This window comes from Vulcanococcus limneticus LL (genome assembly GCF_002252705.1).
Classification (GTDB): Bacteria; Cyanobacteriota; Cyanobacteriia; order PCC-6307; family Cyanobiaceae; genus Vulcanococcus; species Vulcanococcus limneticus.
In genome coordinates this window covers 44571-63206 of record NZ_NQLA01000012.1, presented here as the reverse complement: position 1 = coordinate 63206, position 18636 = coordinate 44571, and the positions used below count along the sequence as shown (strand labels likewise).

General features: G+C 72.2%; 19 protein-coding genes and 1 tRNA gene. 10 read left to right on the top strand and 10 right to left on the bottom strand.

Annotation, left to right across the window (positions count from 1 at the left end; all coding sequences use genetic code 11):
- Positions 1 to 574: 574 nt before the first annotated feature.
- Positions 575 to 769 (top strand): hypothetical protein, encoded by a 195-nt coding sequence (locus CJZ98_RS07490; RefSeq protein WP_094589963.1) that lies wholly within the window; start codon positions 575 to 577, stop codon positions 767 to 769.
- Positions 770 to 957: 188 nt separating this feature from the next.
- Here CJZ98_RS07490 and CJZ98_RS07485 read toward each other — a convergent pair whose 3' ends face one another.
- The 3 genes from CJZ98_RS07485 to CJZ98_RS07475 form a co-directional block, all read right to left on the bottom strand.
- A complete protein-coding gene (locus tag CJZ98_RS07485) occupies positions 958 to 1200 on the bottom strand; it encodes a hypothetical protein (RefSeq protein WP_094589961.1) in 243 nt (80 codons plus the stop codon).
- Between the two features lie 277 nt (positions 1201 to 1477).
- Positions 1478 to 2716, bottom strand: coding sequence for a DegT/DnrJ/EryC1/StrS family aminotransferase (locus CJZ98_RS07480; RefSeq protein WP_094589977.1), 1239 nt, complete (start codon positions 2714 to 2716; stop codon positions 1478 to 1480).
- Positions 2717 to 2751: 35 nt separating this feature from the next.
- Entirely contained in the window at positions 2752 to 3378 is a 627-nt protein-coding gene (locus CJZ98_RS07475; RefSeq protein WP_094589959.1) for a thioredoxin family protein, read from the bottom strand.
- 171 nt (positions 3379 to 3549) lie between these two features.
- Here CJZ98_RS07475 and CJZ98_RS07470 point away from each other — a divergent pair, with 171 nt between their 5' ends.
- Positions 3550 to 4119, top strand: coding sequence for a hypothetical protein (locus CJZ98_RS07470; RefSeq protein WP_094589957.1), 570 nt, complete (start codon positions 3550 to 3552; stop codon positions 4117 to 4119).
- Positions 4120 to 4192: 73 nt separating this feature from the next.
- Here the strand turns inward: CJZ98_RS07470 and CJZ98_RS19515 are convergent, their stop codons facing one another.
- Complete coding sequence (locus tag CJZ98_RS19515; protein ID WP_390625500.1) at positions 4193 to 5671, bottom strand: FAD-binding domain-containing protein; 1479 nt, start codon at positions 5669 to 5671, stop codon at positions 4193 to 4195.
- A 168-nt stretch (positions 5672 to 5839) separates the two neighbouring features.
- Between CJZ98_RS19515 and fabI the strand changes: the two genes are divergently transcribed.
- A complete protein-coding gene (gene fabI, locus CJZ98_RS07460) occupies positions 5840 to 6622 on the top strand; it encodes an enoyl-ACP reductase FabI (RefSeq protein WP_094589953.1) in 783 nt (260 codons plus the stop codon).
- Positions 6623 to 6626: 4 nt separating this feature from the next.
- Here fabI and CJZ98_RS07455 read toward each other — a convergent pair whose 3' ends face one another.
- On the bottom strand, positions 6627 to 6791 hold the full coding sequence (locus tag CJZ98_RS07455; protein ID WP_094589952.1) for a Nif11-like leader peptide family natural product precursor: 165 nt from the start codon (positions 6789 to 6791) through the stop codon (positions 6627 to 6629).
- A 103-nt stretch (positions 6792 to 6894) separates the two neighbouring features.
- Here CJZ98_RS07455 and hisB point away from each other — a divergent pair, with 103 nt between their 5' ends.
- On the top strand, positions 6895 to 7497 hold the full coding sequence (hisB, locus tag CJZ98_RS07450; RefSeq protein ID WP_094589950.1) for an imidazoleglycerol-phosphate dehydratase HisB: 603 nt from the start codon (positions 6895 to 6897) through the stop codon (positions 7495 to 7497).
- A 72-nt stretch (positions 7498 to 7569) separates the two neighbouring features.
- Positions 7570 to 9177, top strand: coding sequence for a carotenoid oxygenase family protein (locus CJZ98_RS07445; protein WP_094589948.1), 1608 nt, complete (start codon positions 7570 to 7572; stop codon positions 9175 to 9177).
- Here the strand turns inward: CJZ98_RS07445 and CJZ98_RS07440 are convergent.
- Complete coding sequence (locus CJZ98_RS07440) at positions 9168 to 10577, bottom strand: glycoside hydrolase family 1 protein (protein WP_094589946.1); 1410 nt, start codon at positions 10575 to 10577, stop codon at positions 9168 to 9170. The two genes, CJZ98_RS07445 and CJZ98_RS07440, sit on opposite strands and share 10 nt — an antisense overlap.
- A 64-nt stretch (positions 10578 to 10641) precedes the next feature.
- Between CJZ98_RS07440 and CJZ98_RS07435 the strand changes: the two genes are divergently transcribed.
- The gene (locus CJZ98_RS07435) at positions 10642 to 10947 is read left to right on the top strand and encodes a YciI family protein (RefSeq protein ID WP_094589944.1); all 306 of its coding nucleotides are present in this window, start codon (positions 10642 to 10644) and stop codon (positions 10945 to 10947) included.
- 128 nt (positions 10948 to 11075) lie between these two features.
- Here the strand turns inward: CJZ98_RS07435 and rdgB are convergent, their stop codons facing one another.
- Together rdgB and CJZ98_RS07425 are read right to left on the bottom strand one after the other, a co-directional pair.
- Positions 11076 to 11726 carry an RdgB/HAM1 family non-canonical purine NTP pyrophosphatase gene (gene rdgB / locus CJZ98_RS07430; protein ID WP_094589942.1) on the bottom strand — a complete coding sequence of 217 codons (651 nt, stop codon included), beginning with the start codon at positions 11724 to 11726 and terminating at the stop codon, positions 11076 to 11078.
- 116 nt (positions 11727 to 11842) lie between these two features.
- Entirely contained in the window at positions 11843 to 13309 is a 1467-nt protein-coding gene (locus tag CJZ98_RS07425) for a phosphohexomutase domain-containing protein (RefSeq protein ID WP_094589940.1), read from the bottom strand.
- Positions 13310 to 13454: 145 nt separating this feature from the next.
- Between CJZ98_RS07425 and CJZ98_RS07420 the strand changes: the two genes are divergently transcribed.
- Complete coding sequence (locus CJZ98_RS07420) at positions 13455 to 14918, top strand: TM0106 family RecB-like putative nuclease (protein ID WP_094589938.1); 1464 nt, start codon at positions 13455 to 13457, stop codon at positions 14916 to 14918.
- Between the two features lie 25 nt (positions 14919 to 14943).
- Here CJZ98_RS07420 and ygfZ read toward each other — a convergent pair whose 3' ends face one another.
- Both ygfZ and pyrE read right to left on the bottom strand, forming a co-directional pair.
- A complete protein-coding gene (gene ygfZ / locus CJZ98_RS07415) occupies positions 14944 to 15870 on the bottom strand; it encodes a CAF17-like 4Fe-4S cluster assembly/insertion protein YgfZ (RefSeq protein WP_094589936.1) in 927 nt (308 codons plus the stop codon).
- Complete coding sequence (gene pyrE / locus CJZ98_RS07410) at positions 15867 to 16505, bottom strand: orotate phosphoribosyltransferase (protein WP_094589934.1); 639 nt, start codon at positions 16503 to 16505, stop codon at positions 15867 to 15869. The genes ygfZ and pyrE overlap by 4 nt, the downstream gene beginning before the upstream one ends.
- Positions 16506 to 16572: 67 nt before the next feature.
- Between pyrE and CJZ98_RS07405 the strand changes: the two genes are divergently transcribed.
- The 3 genes from CJZ98_RS07405 (at position 16573) to CJZ98_RS07395 (ending at position 18609) form a co-directional block, all read left to right on the top strand.
- Entirely contained in the window at positions 16573 to 17166 is a 594-nt protein-coding gene (locus CJZ98_RS07405; RefSeq protein WP_232756304.1) for an Occludin/ELL family protein, read from the top strand.
- A gap of 12 nt (positions 17167 to 17178) precedes the next feature.
- A tRNA-Ile gene (locus tag CJZ98_RS07400) sits at positions 17179 to 17251 on the top strand.
- Positions 17252 to 17337: 86 nt separating this feature from the next.
- On the top strand, positions 17338 to 18609 hold the full coding sequence (locus CJZ98_RS07395) for a hemolysin family protein (RefSeq protein WP_094589932.1): 1272 nt from the start codon (positions 17338 to 17340) through the stop codon (positions 18607 to 18609).
- Positions 18610 to 18636 lie beyond the last annotated feature (27 nt).

Genomic DNA, 18636 nt, shown 5'->3' with positions numbered 1-18636 from the left:
GCGAAGTGCTGCCGCTGCAACTGGAGGTGCCGACCGACAATCAAGAGGGCACGACCTTGGTCATGCTGCAACCTGAAGTGGTGCAGGCGCTCCATGATCTGCCGCCTAACCCTCCATCCTGACTGGGTTGGGCTTCCGCGCCATCGCTCCTCTCCCCAAGGCCTGTATGGCAAACCGCTGTTGCTCGCCACTGCGGAGAACTTGATGCCCAGATCTGCACGCGCACAATGTCATCGGTCCGGCCCTGGCAGCGGCTGGTGAAGTGCGAACCATGGGCGGTCAGACCCTGGTGCAGCTGGCAGGTGAGCACCGGGATGCAGTTCGCCCCGGCGTGGTGCTGGAACCCTTATCAGGTCATGCAGCCCTTGGGCTGCGGGTCTTGAGTAGCACGCCTTCATCGAGATAAGGCCAGTCCTGGACTGGGGTTTCAAGTTGCGCCGCCAGGAGCGCAGGCCGGGGGAGAGGGACGCCCATGAACCGCTCCAGATGCGCACACTTGTACTAGCGCAGGTTCGACGGGCTGGCTGTTCTGGCCCACAGGGCTGGATGGGGTTCGCGCAGAGGAGAGGCGCCGATGCTCAGCGAACTCGTGTTGGCCATCGGCATCCCCCTGCTCGTGCTGCTGCTGGCTGTGCTGGCGCTGGAGCAGTGGCGCGATCAGCTGCCGGCTTGGCTGCAGCGGTTGGCAGAGCGCCCCTCCTGGTTCTGGAACACCGGCATCGGGATGATCATCGGGTTGTCGCTGCTGCGCTGGCTGCTGCAGCGCTGACCTTGGGGGGCGCGCCGGTTGATCCGCCTTCTACCTTTGGGACAGCAACACCCCCCCCCCCAGGCCTCTGCTGGTTTCCGGCATGCCCAAACAGGGGGGCAACCTTTTCTTCGGACGGTTGTTGAGGGCCTTCAAGCCTCCACTGTGGATCCAAGATCAGCTGCAGCAGTGAGGCAATCGCGGCTGCCTCAGCTGGAGTCAGAGCGTCGAGTCTCAGTAATCCTCAGGGAACAGAACCGTGGTGAGGGGACCGCCGCCATCGCCGCGCAGCCTTCTGTGATCGCCCAGATGGTCCCGTGCTCCTCGGTGTCGTAGCTGGAGAAGAGCCAGCCTTCTGCGTGGCTGTGATCGGCGTCATTGGCGCTCTTGTCCTCGGCGTTGAGATCGCCCCAGTCGCGAGCGGCATGGCGATCGATCAGGCCGATGATCACGGCCTCTGGGACTGAGTGCCCACCAGATCCCCGTTGCGGAAACGATGCCAGGGATCGCCGCGAGGCTCACCCGGATCGCGCGACGGCGCCCGAAGCGCGGAGTGGGAAGGGTCATGGCGTGGGGCGCCTCCGCTGCCGCAGAGGGGGCCTTTCGGAACAGCCGGACCCTATGGCGAGGTCTCGGGGCGGCGATGTTCCGCCACACACGCCTGGCTGAACGCTCCGGTAGTCGGGGTTACGCCGTGGGAGCTGATGGGCGCACCGCGGCCGCGGGGGCTCAGGCCGCGACGGCGGCTCCCGCCGGCTGGCCGACCGGGGTGGCGCTGGCGCAGGCTCCCGCCAGCTCTCCCAGGACCTCGATCACGCGCTGCTGTTGGGCCTCGCTCAGTTCCGGGAAGATCGGCAGGCTCAGGACCTCGCCGCACAGGCGCTCGGTGACGGGCAGGGAGCCCGGCCCATAGCCCAGCTCCGCGTAGGCCGGCTGGCGGTGGATGGGGATTGGGTAGTAGATGATCGTCGTCACGCCGGCGTCCTGGAGGCGCTGCTTGAGCCAGTCGCGGCAGGCGGCCTCCGGCAGGCCGTAGGCGGCGCTGTCGGCGGAGGGGGTGCAGCCGCCGCCGCAGCTGGCCGCACCGCCTGGACAACTGGGCACCCTCACCACGAACTGGTTCCAGCTGTGGCCATCGGGGCCGGCCTCCGGCAGCTGGATGGCCGCGGCGGTCTGGAGCCCCTGGCGGTAGCGCTCGGCCACGGCCCGGCGTTGGCTGATCCAGCGCTCCAGGTGCGGCAGCTTCACGTTCAGCACCGCCGCCTGGATGGCGTCGAGGCGGCTGTTGTAGCCGAGGGAGGTGTGCAGGTAGCGGCGGGGCATCCCGTGCACCGCCAGCTCACGGATCTTCCGGGCCAGGCCCTCGTCGCGGCAGGTGACGGCGCCGCCATCACCGGCGCCGCCGAGGTTCTTCGTGGGGAAGAAGCTGAAGCAGCCCGCGTCGCCCCAGCTGCCCACCGGCCGGCCGGCCCAGCTGGCGCCGCTCGCCTGGGCACAGTCCTCCACCACCTTGAGGCCGTGGCGGTTGGCGATGGCGCAGACCCGCTCCATGTCCACCGGCCGGCCGAACAGGTGCACCGGCAGCAGCGCTTTGGTGGCCGGCGTGATGGCGGCCTCCAGCTGATCCAGATCGATCAGATAGGAGCTGGGCTCCACATCCACGAACACCGGCGTGGCGCCCACGGCGCTGATGGCCTCGGCGGTGGCGAAGAAACTGAAGGAGCAAGTGATCACCTCGTCGCCCGGGCCGATGCCCAGGCCCCGCAGGGCCAGGATCAGGGCATCGGTGCCGCTGTTGCAGCCGATGGCGTGGGGGGAGCCGGTGGCCTCGCCGAAGGCGGCCTCAAAGGCGGCGATTACCCCGCCGCCGATGTACTGGCCGCTGCGCAACACCTGCAGCACGGCGTCATCGAGGGCCTCACCCAGGTGATGAAGCTGTTCGGTGAGACTGAAGGGAGGCACCTGCATGAAGGCAACCTTAAGCCCCGCGTTCGGGAGCTGCTTCAGCCCCAGGCGGGTGCCTGGCCCGGGTGCCACTTGAGGTTGCAGCCGATCGCGGGCTGTTGCTCCGGGTTGACGGGATCGCCGGCCAGCAGGGCGTCGAGGGCGGCCCGCAGGTCCCGGCCGTCGCAGGCCAGCCCATTGCCGGGACGGCTGGCATCCAGCTGGCCCCGGTACACCAGCCGCTGCGCCGCGTCGAACAGGAACGGATCCGGCGTGCAGGCCGCCCGGAAGGCCCGGGCTATGTGCTGGTCGGCGTCGAACAGGTAGGGAAAGCGCCAGCCCTGGTGCTCGGCCTGGCGCCGCAGGCCCTCGGGGCCGTCCTGGGGGTGGGTGAGGATGCTGTTGCTGGCGATGGCCACGATCCCCAGGTGATCGCCGTAGTCGCGCTCCAGGCGGCCGATCTCGGGCTCGATGTGCTTCACGAAGGGGCAGTGGGCACAGAGGAACAGCACCAGCAGCGGCCGGCCCGCCAGGTCGCGGGAGTCGAGCGGAGCGCCGGCTGAGAGGGCCGGGTCGGCGGCGGCGGGGCCCTGGCCGGTGGGCCTGGCGGGCCCGTTCACCCGCGGCAGGCGGAAGGCGGGCAGGGGCGTGCCCAGCGGCAGCATCGTGGAGGGAGTGAGGACCATGGGCGACAGGTGGGTGCGGCGGCGCGGGGCCGGCGCGGCAGAGGGGTGCTGGGGACGCGGCGGAGCGCTCCCGGCGGTATGGGATGGCCCGGCATGGGGAGCGGATTGTCGCCTGGAGAGCCAAGTCGTCGGGGGCACTCCGTCAGGATCCCTGCGATTGCCTCTCCCGCCGTGCCGCCAGCACCGACCGCCCGAGGGCCCGCACGGCCCCAGCCGTTGCTGCCCCTTGCCCTGGCGGGGCTGTTGCTGGCGGGCTGCGTGCCGGCCCATCGCCGCGCCAGCTGGGCGATCTATCCACTGCAGCGCGTCCAGCCCCACGACGGCCTGGCGGTGGTGAGCCAGCCCGACGGCTACGGCCTGCACCTCTGGCTCGAGACCGACACCAGCCAGCGGGGCACCTGCCGGCCGCGCTGGCTGGTGGATCCGGCCCGGCTGTTCAACGGCAACGGCACGGCCCCCTTCAGCTCGGGGGTGGCCAGCCGCGCCGAGTTCTTCGAGGCGGTGGCCCGAGCGGATGTGCGCCGTGCCCTGCGCCGCGAGCTGGAGGCCCTCTGCCGGGCCCGAGCGCCACGCAGCAGCTGGCAGTGGACGGAGCCGCCCCGCAGCGCCGCCGAGGTGAAGGTGGAGCGCTTCCCGCTGCTCGAGGAATCCGATCTGCTGCCGCCGGCGGCCGAGGTGCGTGAGCAGGAGGAGGCGCTGCTGCGGGGGGGCGGCGCTCCGGCTGGCCAGGCCCAGCCCTGAGCGGCTGGGGGGCGTTGCGACGGGGTGGCGGGTCGCTCCGGCAGGTCGGCTGGGGAGCTGCGGGGGCTGGGCTTCAGGCCCCGTGCCCGGGGAATCCGGCCCAGACCTTCGCTTCGGCGCGGCGCCAGTAGCGGCCAAAGCGCCCCAGATCCGTCTCCTCCTCCTTCAGGGCCACGAAGGGCTCCGGGGTCAGCACCTGCACCGGCAGCGCGGCTGCCAGCCGGGCGCGGATCGCCTCGAAGCGCGGGTCCACGCCGGCGCTGGTGACGATGGCGTCGGCCCCGTGACGCTGGGCGAAGGCCAGCAGCTCGGCGGCCCCATCCCCGCGGCGGATCGTCACGGGTAGCTCCAGGAGGCACTCCTGCAGGAAGGCCAGGCGCTTGAGGTTCAGGGGGCTGGCGGCCCCACCGGCGGCAGCGCCATCGCCGCTGGTGGTGGTGGTGTGGCCGGCGATCAGGGCGTCGTCGAACACGAACAGGGCCGGCCTGCCGGGGTGGGCCCGTAGGGCGGGGTTGGCGGGGCCCAGCGCCTCGCCGTGGATCCAGAGGACCGGGCGGGCGGGGGAGGGCAGGGCTGCGGCGGGTGCTGCGCCGCCCTTGACCGGCGGACCAACGGAATCGGACGGGGACCTGGCCGGGGCCTGCTCGCCGAACAGCCGGGCCTGCAGTTGCTCGTAGCTGGCCTCGAACGGGCAGGTGCCGGCCGCGGCGGCACGGCAGCCGCGGCAGAAGCGATCGCCGCCGTAGCGCTCCAGATTGGCGCGGTTGAAGAGGTAGGGCTTGGTGCTGAAGCAGCTGGCCACCCACTGCCAGCTGAGGTTGTTGCTGGCGGGGTCGCCGTCGAGCAAGTGCTGCAGGAACCAGCGGGCGCCCGCCTGCCAGCGCACCCGGCGCCAGTGCACCACGTAGGCCGCCAGCCACATCCGGGCGTGGTTGTGCAGCCAGCCGGTTTCGCTGAGCTCGGCGCTGAAGCCGTCGATGCAGGCCAGGCCCGTACGGCCCTGGCGCAGGTCGTCGGGCAGCTCGGCGGCATAGGAGCTGGGGGCGTGGCCGGTCTTGAGCGGCTCCAGGTCGTGCCAGATGGCCTCGCCGTGCTGGCGCCAGAGGCGCTGCCAGTAGTCGCGCCAGCCCAGCTCGTTGATCAGCTTCTCAGCCTCGCGGCGGGGGCGTCCGCTGCGCTGGAGCCAGGCGAACACGGCGTCGCGGACCTCCGCCAGGGTCAGGACGCCGTGGCGGATGTAGGGGGAGAGGCGGGTCACGGCGCCATCCATGTGGTTGCGGCTGCTGCCGTAATGCCCCGGCTCGATGGCGGCCAGGCGTGCCTCGGCGGCCCGGCGCCCCCCCGGGATCGGGCTCAGGCCGGCTTCCGCCGGCTGGTCGGGGCCTGGGCCCAGGGCGGCGGGGAACTGGCGCTGCAGCTCGGCGGCCAGGGCGGCCCGGGAGGGGAACTGGCGCGGCAGGTCGCCGGCGGCGGTGGGCCAGGCCAATGGGACCCCCTGCAGGGTCGGCGGCGCCGGCACGGTGGGGCGATCGGGCTGGGGGAACTCCGGCACGGCGGCGCACTGGCGTCGCGGCCGATCCTGGCGGCCGGACCCTGACGAAGGGGGGCTGGCGGTGACGACTTGGCTCAGGAGCTGGGGGCCCGGGTTGGGGGAGAATCGCCCGATTGCACCGTCCGTCCGGCCAGCCGGCTGGACGACCTCACCCCCTCCGCTCCTCCGATGCTCCTCGATCTGCGCGGCAAGAAGGCCCTCGTCACCGGCATCGCCAACAACAAGTCGATCGCCTGGGGCATCGCCCAGCAGCTGCATGCGGCCGGAGCCGAGCTGGGCGTCACCTACCTGCCCGATGAGAAGGGCCGCTTCGAGACCAAGGTGCGCGATCTCACCGCCCCTCTCGCCCCCAGCCTGTTCGAGCCCCTGAACGTGCAGGACCCGGCCCAGATCGAGGCCGTGTTCGCCCGGGTCAAGGAGCAGTGGGGCTCGATCGACGTGCTGGTGCACTGCCTGGCCTTCGCCGGCAAGGAGGAGCTGATCGGCGACTACAGCGCGATCAGTCCTGAGGGCTTCGCCCGCGCCCTGGAGGTGAGCGCCTACTCCCTGGCGCCCCTCTGCCGCCACGCCAAGCCCCTGTTCAACCCCGGCGCCAGCGTGATCACCCTCAGCTACCTGGGCGCCGAGCGGGCCATTCCCAACTACAACGTGATGGGCGTGGCCAAGGCGGCCCTGGAGGCCTCCGTGCGCTACCTGGCCGCCGAACTGGGCCCCGACCAACAGGTGCGGGTGAACGCCATCAGCGCCGGCCCGATCCGCACCCTGGCCAGCAGCGCCATCGGCGGCATCCTCGACATGATCCACAACGTGGAGGAGAAGGCCCCGCTGCGCCGCACCGTGACCCAGGAGGAGGTGGGCGGCACGGCGGCCTTCCTGGCCAGCCCCCTGGCCTCGGGGATCACCGGGCAGGTGATCTACGTGGACGCCGGCTACTGCATCACCGGGATGTGAGGGCTCAGCCCCGCAGGTGACGGGCGAGGCTGGCGGGGGAGAACAGGAAGCCCTCGTCGCGGGCGAGGGCTGCCACGGCGCTGGCATCGGCGGCGGCATCGATCCGCTGCTGCAGGGCTGGGCTGGCCTCAGCCTTGGCCAGAAAAGCGATCAGTTGTGCTTTTGACATCGAGGCCACCAATAAGTTTGGTTTAACCCTAGACCCCCGTTGCCGCTCCGTGTCCCGGCATGATCAAGGCCTGCGATCCAGCGCCCCAAGGGCGGAGGCAGCCATGCGCACCGGCACGATCCACCGCGTCACCGGCGAAACCGATGTGCGCGTGCAGCTCAACCTCGATGGCGGCGGCCGCTGCCAGGCGAGCACCGGCGTGCCGTTCCTCGACCACATGCTCCACCAGATCGCCAGCCACGGCCTGATCGATCTGGAGATCAGCGCCACGGGCGACACCCACATCGACGATCACCACACCAACGAGGACGTGGGCATCGCCGTCGGCCAGGCCCTGGCCCAGGCCCTGGGCGACCGGCGCGGCATCCACCGCTTCGGCCACTTCGTGGCGCCCCTGGATGAGGCCCTGGTGCAGGTGGCGCTGGACTGCTCCGGCCGCCCGCACCTCAGCTACAGCCTGCAGATTCCCAGCCAGAAGATCGGCCGCTACGACACGGAGCTGGTGAAGGAGTTCTTCGTGGCTGTGGTGAACAACTCCGGCCTCACCCTGCACATCCGCCAGCTGGATGGGGCCAACTCGCACCACATCGTGGAGGCGGCCTTCAAGGCCTTCGCCCGGGCCCTGCGGCTGGCGGTGGAGATCGATCCACGCCGGGCCGGGGCGGTGCCGAGCAGCAAGGGAGTGCTGGAGCGGGCCGGGGCCTGAGGGCCGGCGGCGGGCATCCCACTCGCTGCTTAACACTCCGTTACGAGATGATGGAGGACCCGCCCCTCCCCCATGACCGCTGCAGGTACCGCCCAGGTCGACGCTGCTGCCCGGGCTGCAGCGCCCGCCTACGACCGCGACGACTGGGCCAGTGCCTTCCGCAACGTGGGTGTGGAGCTCGACGGGGTGGAACTCACAACCGCCCGCGGCGCGATTCCGCCGGAGCTGCGTGGCACCCTCTACCGCAATGGCCCCGGTCGGCTTGAGCGTGGCGGCCACTGGGTGCATCACCCCTTCGATGGCGACGGGATGATCACCGCCCTGCGCTTTGCGGGCGGGCAGGCGCAGTTGCGTAATCGCTTCGTGCGCACCGAGGGCTGGCTGGCGGAGGAGCAGGCCGATCGCGTTCTCTACCGCGGCGTGTTCGGCACCCAGAAGCCCGGCGGCGTGCTGGCCAACGCCTTCGACCTGCGGCTCAAGAACATCGCCAACACCCACGTGGTGCGCCTGGGCGAGCAGCTGCTGGCGCTCTGGGAGGCGGCCGAGCCCCATGCCCTCGATCCCGACAGCCTGCGCACCCGCGGCCTCTCGCGGCTGGATGGGCTGCTCAAGCCGGGGGAGGCCTTCAGCGCCCACCCCCGCTTCGATCCCGGCCACCACGGCGGCCCCCGGATGGTGACCTTCGGCGTCAAGACCGGCCCCAGCAGCACGATCCGGCTGCTGGAGTTCGCCAGCGCCGATCAGCCGGGGACCGCGGGCCAGGCCTCCGTGAAGGCCGGCCAGGTGCTGGCCGATTCCAGCCACCGCTTCAAGGGCTTCGCCTTCCTGCACGACTTCGCCATCACCCCCAACTGGGCGGTGTTCCTGCAGAACGCCGTGGCCTTCAACCCCACCGGCTTCGTGCTGGGCCAGAAGGGGGCGGCCCAGTGCCTGAGCTCCAAGCCCGGCGAGGCGGGCCAGTTCTGGCTGATTCCCCGCGAGGGCGGCACCCAGGCCGGTCGCCAGCCCCTGCAGATCCCCGCCCCCGAGGGCTTCGTGTTCCACCACCTCAATGCCTTCGAAGACGCGGCCACGGGCGAGCTGGTGGTGGATTCGATCGTTTATCCCGATTTCCCCTCCATCGCCCCGGGCGTGGATTTCCGCGCCGTGGACTTCGACACGATCCCCGCTGGCCAGCTGCTGCGCTGTCGCCTCGACCTGGCCGCCGGCACCGCCCGCAGCGAGCTGCTTGAGCCACGCACCTGTGAGTTCGCCATGGTGAACCCGGCCCGGGTGGGCCTGGAAGCCCGCTATGCCTGGATGGCCGTGACGGAAGCCGAGCAGGGCAACGCCCCCCTGCAGGCGATCGAGAAGCTGGATCTGGCCACGGGGGAGCGGCGCCTCTGGAGCGCCGCGCCGCGGGGCTTCGTGAGCGAGCCGGTGATGGTGCCGCGGCCGGGTGCAACGGCCGGAGCCAGCTCCACGCAGGTGAGTTCCGCTGAAGCCAGCGCCGCCGAAGACAGCGCCGCCGGAGCCAGCGCCGCCGAAGACAGTGGCTGGGTGCTCTGCCTGGTGTGGAACGGGGCCCGCTGTGCGAGCGATCTGGTGATCCTGGATGCCGCTTCCCTGGCGGAGGTGGCCGTGCTGGAGCTGCCCCTGGCGGTCCCCCATGGCCTGCACGGCAGCTGGGCTCAGGCCTGAGGGCCGGCCTCCTGGGCTCCCGCTGCGACGCCCCCCGGAGCGGCGCCTGCCCGCAGCAGGCCCGCCAGCCGCCGGAACTCCTCGGCCCCCGGACCCGGGATGCGCCGCTGGCTGGTGAAGTCCACCCGGTAGAGCCCGAAGCGCAGCGCATAGCCGTCGGTCCACTCGAAGTTGTCCATCAGCGACCAGTGGAAGTAGCCCTGCACTGGGATGCCCTCGGCGGCGGCGCAGGCCAGGGCGTAGGCGTGGGAGCGCAGGTAGGTGGGCCGCAGCTGGCCGCTGGCGTCGGCCACGCCGTTCTCGGTAACGATCAGCGGTAGGCCGTAGCGCATCCAGGTCCGGCGCAGCAGCTGCAGCAGCCCCTGGGGGTGCATCTCCGCGCCGGCGTCGCTGCGCAGTCCCGGCCCCTGGTGCAGGCCCGCCCAGCCAGGCTCGCCCGGATCGAAGCCCACCAGGTTGCGCCGGTAGTAGTTGATTCCCACGAAGTCGGCGGAGTCCAGCAGCTTCGCCATGGGCTCCTCCAGCGGCGGGAAGCCCGGCAGCCGCAGCCGGGCCACCCCGTCGCGCACCGCGTCGTAGAAGGGCCAGTTGAAGCCCTTCTCCACCTGGCTGGCGGCGAGCCGGTCCAGGGCCCACCAGCGCCGCAGCGGCTCCACCAGCACCAGGTGCACGGCCGCGCCGATGCGGGCATCGGGCCTGGCTGCCCGCAGGGCCCGCGCCGCCAGGGCATGGCCCCGCACCAGGCCGGCGAACGCTCGCACGGCCCGGGCGGGATCCTTCAGTCCAGGTGGCCACTGGCCGGTCACGTAGCCAAAGAGCATCTGCACGTTCGGCTCATTCACGGTGCACCAGAAGCGCACCTGGGGGCCCAGCCGCCGGCCGGCCTCGGCGGCGAAGACCTCCAGCCGCTGGGGGAAGTCCGGCGCCGTCAGGCCGCCGTGCTCCGCCAGCCAGGCGGGCAGGGTGAAGTGCAGCAGAGTCACCATCGGCTCGATGCCGGCGGCCCGTAGCAGGGCGAGTTCGGCGGCGCTGTGCTCCCAGGCCGCCGCGTCCCAGCGGCCGGGCTCGGGCTCAAGCCTGCTCCACTCGATCGAGAGCCGGTGGGCGTTGGCCCCCAGCTCCTGGATCAGGGCCGTGTCCTCCGCCAGGCGGTTCCAGTGGTCGGCCGCCGGGCCGCTGACGGTGCCATCACGGATCACGCCGGGCCGGCGCTCGAAGCGGGCCCAGTCGTTGTTGGTGGTGCCGCCATCCACCTGGTGGGCGGAGGTGGCCACGCCCCAGAGGAAGTCCGCAGGCAGCGGCGCCACGAAGGGGTTCTCCGGGATGGCGTCGAAGCGGGGCTCAAGGCTGGGGCGGCGGCCGGGGGTGCGGCTCGGTTCGCTGCCCGGTTTGCTGCCCATCGCGGCCGCCCTCGCTGCTCTGCGCCCGGGGCCTGCAGGCTAGGCAGAGCGCAGCACGCGGGCCATGCCCTGGTTCATCAAGACCGAGACCTTCCGGGTTCCCCACGCCGAGGCCCGCCCCCACCTCGAGGCCCACCGCGCCTGGGTGGCACAGCAGCGGGCCCGGGGGGTGCGGCTCAGCAGCGGCTACCTCGTGGATGGCGAGGGCAGGCCCGGTGGCGGCGGCCTGCTGCTGCTGCAGGCGCCGGACTATGCCAGTGCTGCCGCCCTGGTGCGGCAGGACCCGATCGTGGCCAGCGGCTGCGTGGACTGGCAGCTGCAGGGTTGGCTCCCCGCCGTTGGCGATCTGGCCACGGATCTGGGGGGCTGAGCGGCCCCCCAGCGAAGCCATGGCGTTCATGGAGCCGTTGAACCCACCGGAGTGTCCAGGGTTCTGGACGGGCTGTGCGACGGGCTGTCGAGGCTGGCTGGCCCTGGTTCAGCGGCTTCCCATGGCTCTCAGACCCTGGCCAGGAGTGCCTGCAGCTTGGGCCGCAGCAGGGCGAAGGCGCGGCCGCGGTGGCCCAGCTCGGCCTTGCGGGCGTGGTCCATCTCGGCGAAGGTCTGGCCGGCCTCCGGCACGGAGAACACCGGGTCGTAGCCGAAGCCGCCCGCGCCGCGGGGGGCCTCCAGGATCGTGCCGGGGCACAGGCCCTCCACCTCCAGCACCACGGCGCCGCTGGGATCGGCCAGGGCCAGGGCGGCGGTGAAGTGGGCATTGCGGTTGGGGGCTGTGCCGCTGCTGCCGGGCCCGGTCTGGGCCGTCTCCAGCTCCTCCAGCAGTCGGGCAATGCGGGCGGCGTCGCTATCGGCGTAGCGGGCCGAGTGGATGCCCGGCGCCCCACCGAGGGCCTCGACGGAGAGGCCCGAGTCGTCGGCGAGGGCCCAGTGGCCGGTGGCGCGGGCCACCGCCTCGGCCTTGAGGCGGGCGTTCTCGGCGAAGCTCTGGCCCGTTTCCTCCACCTCCAGGCCCTCGGGCTGGGGCCGGATCTCCAGCCCCAGATCCGCCAGCAGCGCCGCGAACTCGCGCACCTTGCCGGGGTTGCCGCTGGCGATCACCAGCACGGTGGGAGCTGCGGCAGCAGTGGTTGTGGTGGAGGGGAGGGTCATCGGGCTGGGCCGGGCAGACGGAGACGCTGACGCAGCGGTCGCTGAGGCTGAAGCAGTGAAGGAACGGCCACGGGGGTGGGGCGTGGCTTGGGCGAGCGGCGCGGGCGCTGGCAGGCTCAGATCGACTCGGCGAGCTGCCGCGCCCAGTGCAGCACATCGCCCACCCGCTCGCCGCTGGGGGCCTCGCAGTAGAGCCGCAGCAGCGGTTCGGTGCCGGAAAAGCGCAGCATCAGCCAGTGGCTCGGGCCGAGACGCAGCTTGACGCCATCGGTGGTGATCACCTCCTGCACCGGCGCGCCGGCCACCTCTGCCGGTGGCGTGGCCGCCAGGAACTCCTCCAGTCGCCGGCGGGTGGCCATGTCCCGCAGCCGCAGATCGAGGCGGTCGTAGGCGGCGGCGCCCCCGCAGCGGGCCTGCAGCGCATCGAGGCGCTCGCCCAGGGGCTGGCCGCCCTCCACCAGGGCCTCGATCAGCAGCAGGGCCGCATAGAGGGCGTCGCGCTCCGGCAGGTGGCTGCCGAAGCCCACCCCACCCGACTCCTCACCGCCCACCAACACCTCACCCGCCAGCATCTCGGCGGCGATGTATTTGAAGCCCACGGGCTTCTCCAGCACTGGCCGGCCCAGGCCTTCGGCCACCAGTTGCATCAGGTCGGAGCCGCTCACGGTCTTGATCACCGTGCCGCCCAGGCCCCTGGCGCCGGCCAGGTGGTCGATGAACAGGGGCATCAGCAGCTGGGTGCTGCAGAAGCGGCCCTGCTCGTCCACCGCGGCGATGCGGTCGCCGTCGCCGTCGAAGACGATGCCCACCGCCGGCCGGCCCGCCAGGGTGGAGGCGCGCACCTCGGCGATCAGCTCCTGCAGGTAGGGCGCCAGCGGTTCCGGCGGGTTGCCACCAAACAAGGGGTCACGGGTCGCCCGGATCTCGCGCAGGTGGTCGCTGGCGGCGGCCTCCGGCAACAGCCGGCTCAGGCCACCGGCGGCCGAGCCGTGCATCGGATCCACGATCACCTGCCAGCCCAGGCGCTGCAGGCCGGCGCTGAGGGGGCTGGTGTCCAGCTTGGCCCGCAGGCCTGCCAGGTAGGCGCCAAGGGCGTCGAAGCGCAGGGTCTCTCCGGGGATCGGCACGGTGATGCCGCCGGCCTCCAGGCGCCGCTCCACCCGCTGGGTGAAGTCGCCCTCCACCGAGCCGCCGAAGGGGCCTTTGATCTTCAGGCCCAGCCACTCGGGCGGGTTGTGGCTGGCGGTGATCACCAGGGCCCCCAGGGCGCCGCGCTCCACCACGGCCCAGCTTGCGGCGGGGGTGGGGATCGGCGCGTCGGCCAGCACCGGCACCAGATCGGCCCCGCGCACGGCGCTGCAGATGGCCTCGGCCAGCTCGGGCGCCAGGAAGCGGCGGTCGTAGCCGATCACCACCTCGCGGCTGCGCAGGCCCTCGGGGGCCGAGAACTCCAGTTCCCGGGCCGCGGCGGCCGCCACCGGCAGCAGGCGCTCCACGGTGATGTCCACCCCGAGGATGCCGCGCCAGCCATCGGTGCCGAAGGCGATCGGGCTGGCCTCCAGGGGCAGGGGGGCAGAGGCCATCGGCGGCGCTGGCGATTGACGATGGTGCTAGCAGCCGGCCGGGCGGCCTGCGGGCTCCCGGGTGCCGGCGGGCGGGCAGGCCACCCCCGTCCGTCCGGCCCCGCGTGGTGCCGCGCCCTAGCGTCGGGGTTGATCGCCCCGCCCCGTGGCCGCCCCCCCGCTCACCGACCGGCTGCTGCGCAGTTGGCTGCGCTGCAAGCGGCGGGCCTGGCTCGATCGCCATGGCGACCCCGACCAACGGATCTGGAGCGCCCACCGGGCCCTGCAGCTCGACGACCAGCGCCGCAGCTTCTCCAGCCTGTTCCCCGCGCGTCCAGGCCGCGGCGAGGCCGCCGCCAGCGCCGGTGCCGCGGCGGTGGTGGGCCTGCGCCTGAAGAGCGAGGGGCCCCGGGGCCTGCGGCTGGAGGCCCACCCGCCCCTGCTGCAGCGGGTTGAGGGCCGCAGCCGCTGGGGCGACTACGCCTACCGGCCGGTGCTGGTGCGCCAGGGCCGCAACCTCACCCGCGAGCACCGGCTGGTGCTGGCCTACTGGGGCCGCCTGCTGGCGGCCGAGCAGGGCAGTGCCGTGCCCAGCGCCCTGGTGCTGGCCGGGGCCGGCTGGCGCCTCAGCCGCGAGGAACTCGCGCTCACCGGCAGCCTGCCGCGCCAGCTGGAGGATGTGCTGCCGCGCCTGGCTGACGACCTGGCCCGCACCGTCGCACCACCGCTGGTGGCGGACCGCAAGAAGTGCGTGCTCTGTAGCTGGCGCGGCCTCTGCGACCAGGTGGCCGCCAGCGAGGGCCACCTCAGCGAGGTGAGCGGCATCGGCGCCAAGCGCCGCGAGATGCTGCTCGAACTGGGGGTGTCCAGCCTGCCGGAGCTGGCTGCCAGCGACCCGGAGCGGCTGGTGGAGCGGCTTGGAGCCTGGGGCGAGCAGCACGCCGAGATCGCGGCTCAGCTCGTGACCCAGGCCCGGGTGCAGCACGACGGCGTTCCCCGCCGCCGCGATCCTGCCCCGGCCCTGCCGGAGCTGGCCGGCGCCCCAGGGGTGCTGCTCTACGACATCGAATCCGACCCCGACGCCCGCGACGACTTCCTGCACGGCTTCGTGCGGCTGGCCCGCGGCGCCGATGGCGCCTGGGGCGACCCTCTCCAGGCCACCTATCAGCCCCTGCTGGCGCTGCAGGAGCACGGCGAGGCCCACCTGTGGCGCCGCCTGCGGGGGCTGCTGGAGCGCCATCCCGGCTGGCCGGTGCTGCACTTCGGCGAGACCGAATCGCTGGCCCTGCGGCGCATGGCCGAGCGCCAGGGGGCGTCGGAGGCCGAGATCGCCGCGCTGCGGGTCCGCCTGGTGGATGTGCACGAGCGCATCCGCCGCCACTGGTGGCTACCGGTGAACGGCTACGGCCTCAAGCCCGTGGCCAGCTGGCTGGGCTTCCGCTGGCGCCAGAAGGGTGTGGATGGGGCCCGGGCGCTGCTGTGGTGGCGCCAGTGGCGCCTGGGCATCGCCGATGGCACGGGCCGCGGCAGTCGCCAGAACCTCCGCCAGATCTTCCGCTACAACCAAGACGATGGACTGGCGACCTGGGCTGTGGCCCGATGGCTGCTCGACCAGGACGGGGAGGCCTGAGGGGAGGCCGCTCCCCCGGGACCCATCAGAGGGCTGACTTCACCGTCCCCGCCGGGGGCGCCACAAAGCCTTCGGGCACCTGGATCTCGAGGGGCAGATCGGCATCGCTGGCCAGCAGCTGGGCCTCGCTGAGGGCCTGGCGGCGGACCAGGGCCAGGCCCTCGGCTCCCTCGGGGGTGCGCAGCACCGAAGTGATCGAGCCGGCCCGTTCGCCTTCCGCCGTGCGCAGGGGTGAGCCTGGGCTCAGGGCGTCGGCCGCCGCAGGGCCGGCGGGGCCGCGTGCGCCAGCCCGCCAGATCCAGTGCCGCAGCTGCTGTTTGACCCCACCGGTGCTGGCCAGTTTGGCCAGGGTCTCCTGGCCCACGTAGCAGCCCTTGTTGAGGCTCACCCAGGGCTCCAGACCCAGCTCGAAGGGGTTGGTGTCGTCGTTGAGTTCGCCGGGGGCAGCGGCGATGCCATGGCGCAGGCGCAGCCGCTCCGCCTCCGACGGCGGCAGCTCGGGCAGGGCTTCGGCCCAGGCCGGCAGGGCCTCGCCACTGCGCAGCAGCAGTACCGGCTGGCCGGGGCCGCCCCCGAGGTCCACCGGCGGCCGCAGCAGCTCTCTGGGGCCCGGGGTGGGCACCGGAGCGTGCCCCAGCAGCCGCACGAGGGTGGCCGGCTGGGGTGGCCCCAGCCGCACCTGGTCGGCGGGGAACAACACCCGATCGAGGGCCTGGTGGATGGTGGTGGCCTCGCCGGCCAGCAGCACCAGCTCGGCGCCGCCCTCGTGCACCAGCACCAGGGCCAGGCCGCGCATGCGGGCGGTGGGGCTGATCAGGCAGGTGGCCAGGCAGTCGCCCGGGCGTGCCTGCTCGATCGCCTGGCTGCTCTGGCCGTGCAGGAAGCGGCGCGCGTCCGCACCCTCCAGCCGGATCAGGCTGACGGGACTGGACCAGCGGGCGGAGGTGCTCATTGCTGGGTTGCGGCGGCGGCGGCGGTGCCGGCGGCACCCGCTGCGGCCACCTCCTCCAGCAGAAACAGGCTCTGCAGCTCCAGGCCGGCGGCGGTCATGGCCTCCAGGCCGCCCTCCTGGCGGTCCACGATCGTCACCACCCGCTCCACCACGTAGCCGGCCTCGCGCAGCTGCCGCACCGCCTTGAGCGAGGAGCCGCCTGTGGTCACCACGTCCTCGAGCACGGTGATGCGGCTGCCGGCCGCTGGCAGTGGGCCCTCCAGCCAGGCGCCGGTGCCATGGCCCTTGGCCTCCTTGCGCACGATCAGGGCATCGAGCTGGCGGCCCGCCAGGGCTGCCGCCTGGGCTACGCCACTCACCAGCGGGTCAGCGCCGAGGGTGAGGCCGGCCACGGCCACCGCCTCCGGCTCCACCAGTTCCAGCATCCTGGCCGCCAGCAGGGCGAGACCCAGACCGCTAAGGCTCACCGGCTTGCAGTTCACGTAGTGGTCGCTTGTGCGGCCCGAGGCCAGGGTGAACTGGCCGTGGCGGTAGGCGCGCTCGGCCAGCAGCTGCAGCAACTGCTGGCGCTGCTCCACCGCCCCAGCCGGCAGGGGCTGCGGCAGGGACTGGATCGGGGCCGGGGTCACAACCATGGGCCGGTGCCTCTGGCAAAGCGGGGGGAGGTTGTCTAGTTTGCGCCTACATCAGGATGTCCTTGTCATGACCCGCGTCATGCCCCGCACCTTTGGGCTGCCGAGTGGGCTGCCGGGTGGTCTGCCGATGGCCTCGGCCCTGGCCGCCGCAGCTTGTGTGGGCAGCCTGTGTCTGGCCCAGCCGCCAAGCGCCGAGGCAGGTCCGGTGGTCTGCACCACCACGCTGGAGGCGCCGCTCGCTGGATCTGGGCCGGCCGGCATGAACGCCTTCGGTCCGGTGGAAGTCACCCGTTGCGGTCCTGTCACCACCACACCCGAGATGGTGGAGCAGCGCTTCTACTCCTACACAGCGCCCTTTGCCCGCGGGGTCGACATCACCCACCAGATCACCGACATCCTCGGAATCGCCATGGGCGGCGGTGATGGCACCAGAGTCGTTGGCCTCGGTTTCCCTGATCAGACGATCGTCTGGGACGGCTCAGCTCTCCACAACACCTACCAAGCTCTGCTCGATCGCCAGAGCAATCCGCTCCCGTGGCGGACTGACGACGTGAACAATGGTTTTTGCAGCGGGCTTCCCCAAGGCAGTTGCGCGGTCCCTGTCACCCAACAACCTCAGCCCCGGATCACCTACCGCACCCCTGTCCGGGGCCTGTGGTAAAACCCCGCCACCGGGGGTCTAGCAATCTGGTGAATGCAGCGAACTCATAATTCGCCTGAGGCGGGTTCGATCCCCGCGACCCCCATCGGAGCGCGTCGTTCTGCCCCCCGGCGGCTGGCCCCTGGTTCCCTGTCTACAGTTTGCCCCTGACCCCGCGCCGCCCGCCACTCCATGCGCTATCTGGCCCTGGCGGCCCTGCTGCTGCTGCTGCTGGCCTTCTTCGCAGCTGGTGAATTCGCCCTGATCCGGCTGCGCCCCAGCCGGGTGCAGCAGCTCCAGGCTGATGGCCATCCCGGCGCCCGGGCGGTGGCGCGGCTGCAGCAGCGGCTGCGGCGGGCTCTCGTCGCCACTCAGCTGGGCAGTGCCTTGGCCCTGGTGGCCCTGGGCTGGCTGGGCCGGGGCCTGGCGGTGCGCCTGGATCCCGCGGTGCAGCGGCCCTGGATCGATCTGTCGGTGTTCCTGGCGCTGGTGGTGCTGGCCACCCTGGTGGGCGGCCTGGTGCCCAAGGCCTGGGTGCTGCACCGGCCCGAGGCCTCAGCCCTGCGGCTGGCGCCCCTGCTGGAGGCCGTGAGCCGCAGCCTGGCACCTCTGTTGCTTGTGCTGGAGCGCCTCGGCGACGGCCTGCTGCGGCTGTTGGGCCTGCCGCGCAACTGGGATCAGCTGGTGCCGGCCCTCTCCGCCGGCGAGCTGGAGACCCTGATCGAGACCGGTGGGGTCACCGGCCTGATGCCCGATGAGCGCAGCATCCTCGAGGGGGTGTTCTCGCTGCGGGATACTCAGGTGCGCGAGGTGATGGTTCCCCGCTCCGGCATGGTGACCCTGCCGCTGGACGTGCGGTTTTCCCAGCTGATGGAGGCGGTGCACACAACCCATCACGCCCGCTTCCCGGTGATCGGCAGCTCCCTCGACGACGTGCGCGGTGTGCTGGACCTGCGTCGCCTGGCCGAACCGATCGCCCGTGGCCTGCTGCAGAGCGACTCCCCCCTGGTCCCCTTCGTTGCGCCGGTGCCGCGGGTGCAGGAGACCGCGTCGCTGGCGGAGCTGCTGCCCCTGATCCGCAGCGGTCAGCCCCTGCTGGTGGTGGTGGATGAGCACGGCGGCACCGAGGGGCTGGTGACCGTGGCCGACCTCACCGGCGAGATCGTGGGCGACGAGGACGATCCGGAGGGCGACGAGGACGACCTGCAGCAGCTCCAGGACGACAGCTGGCTGGTGGCGGGTGATCTGGAGATCTTCGAGCTGAACCGCCAGCTGGGCCTGCAGTTGCCCGAGGCCGATGGCCATCACACCCTGGCCGGTTTCCTGCTGGAACGGTTGCAGCACATTCCCAGTTCCGGCGAGAGCCTGCGCTGGAAGGGCCACCAGTACCTCATCACGGCCATGGACGGGCCTCGCATCGATCGGGTTCAGATCACCCGCCGCAGCTCCGAGGAGGTCGCCTGATCGCCGATAATTCCCAGCGCCCAGAGA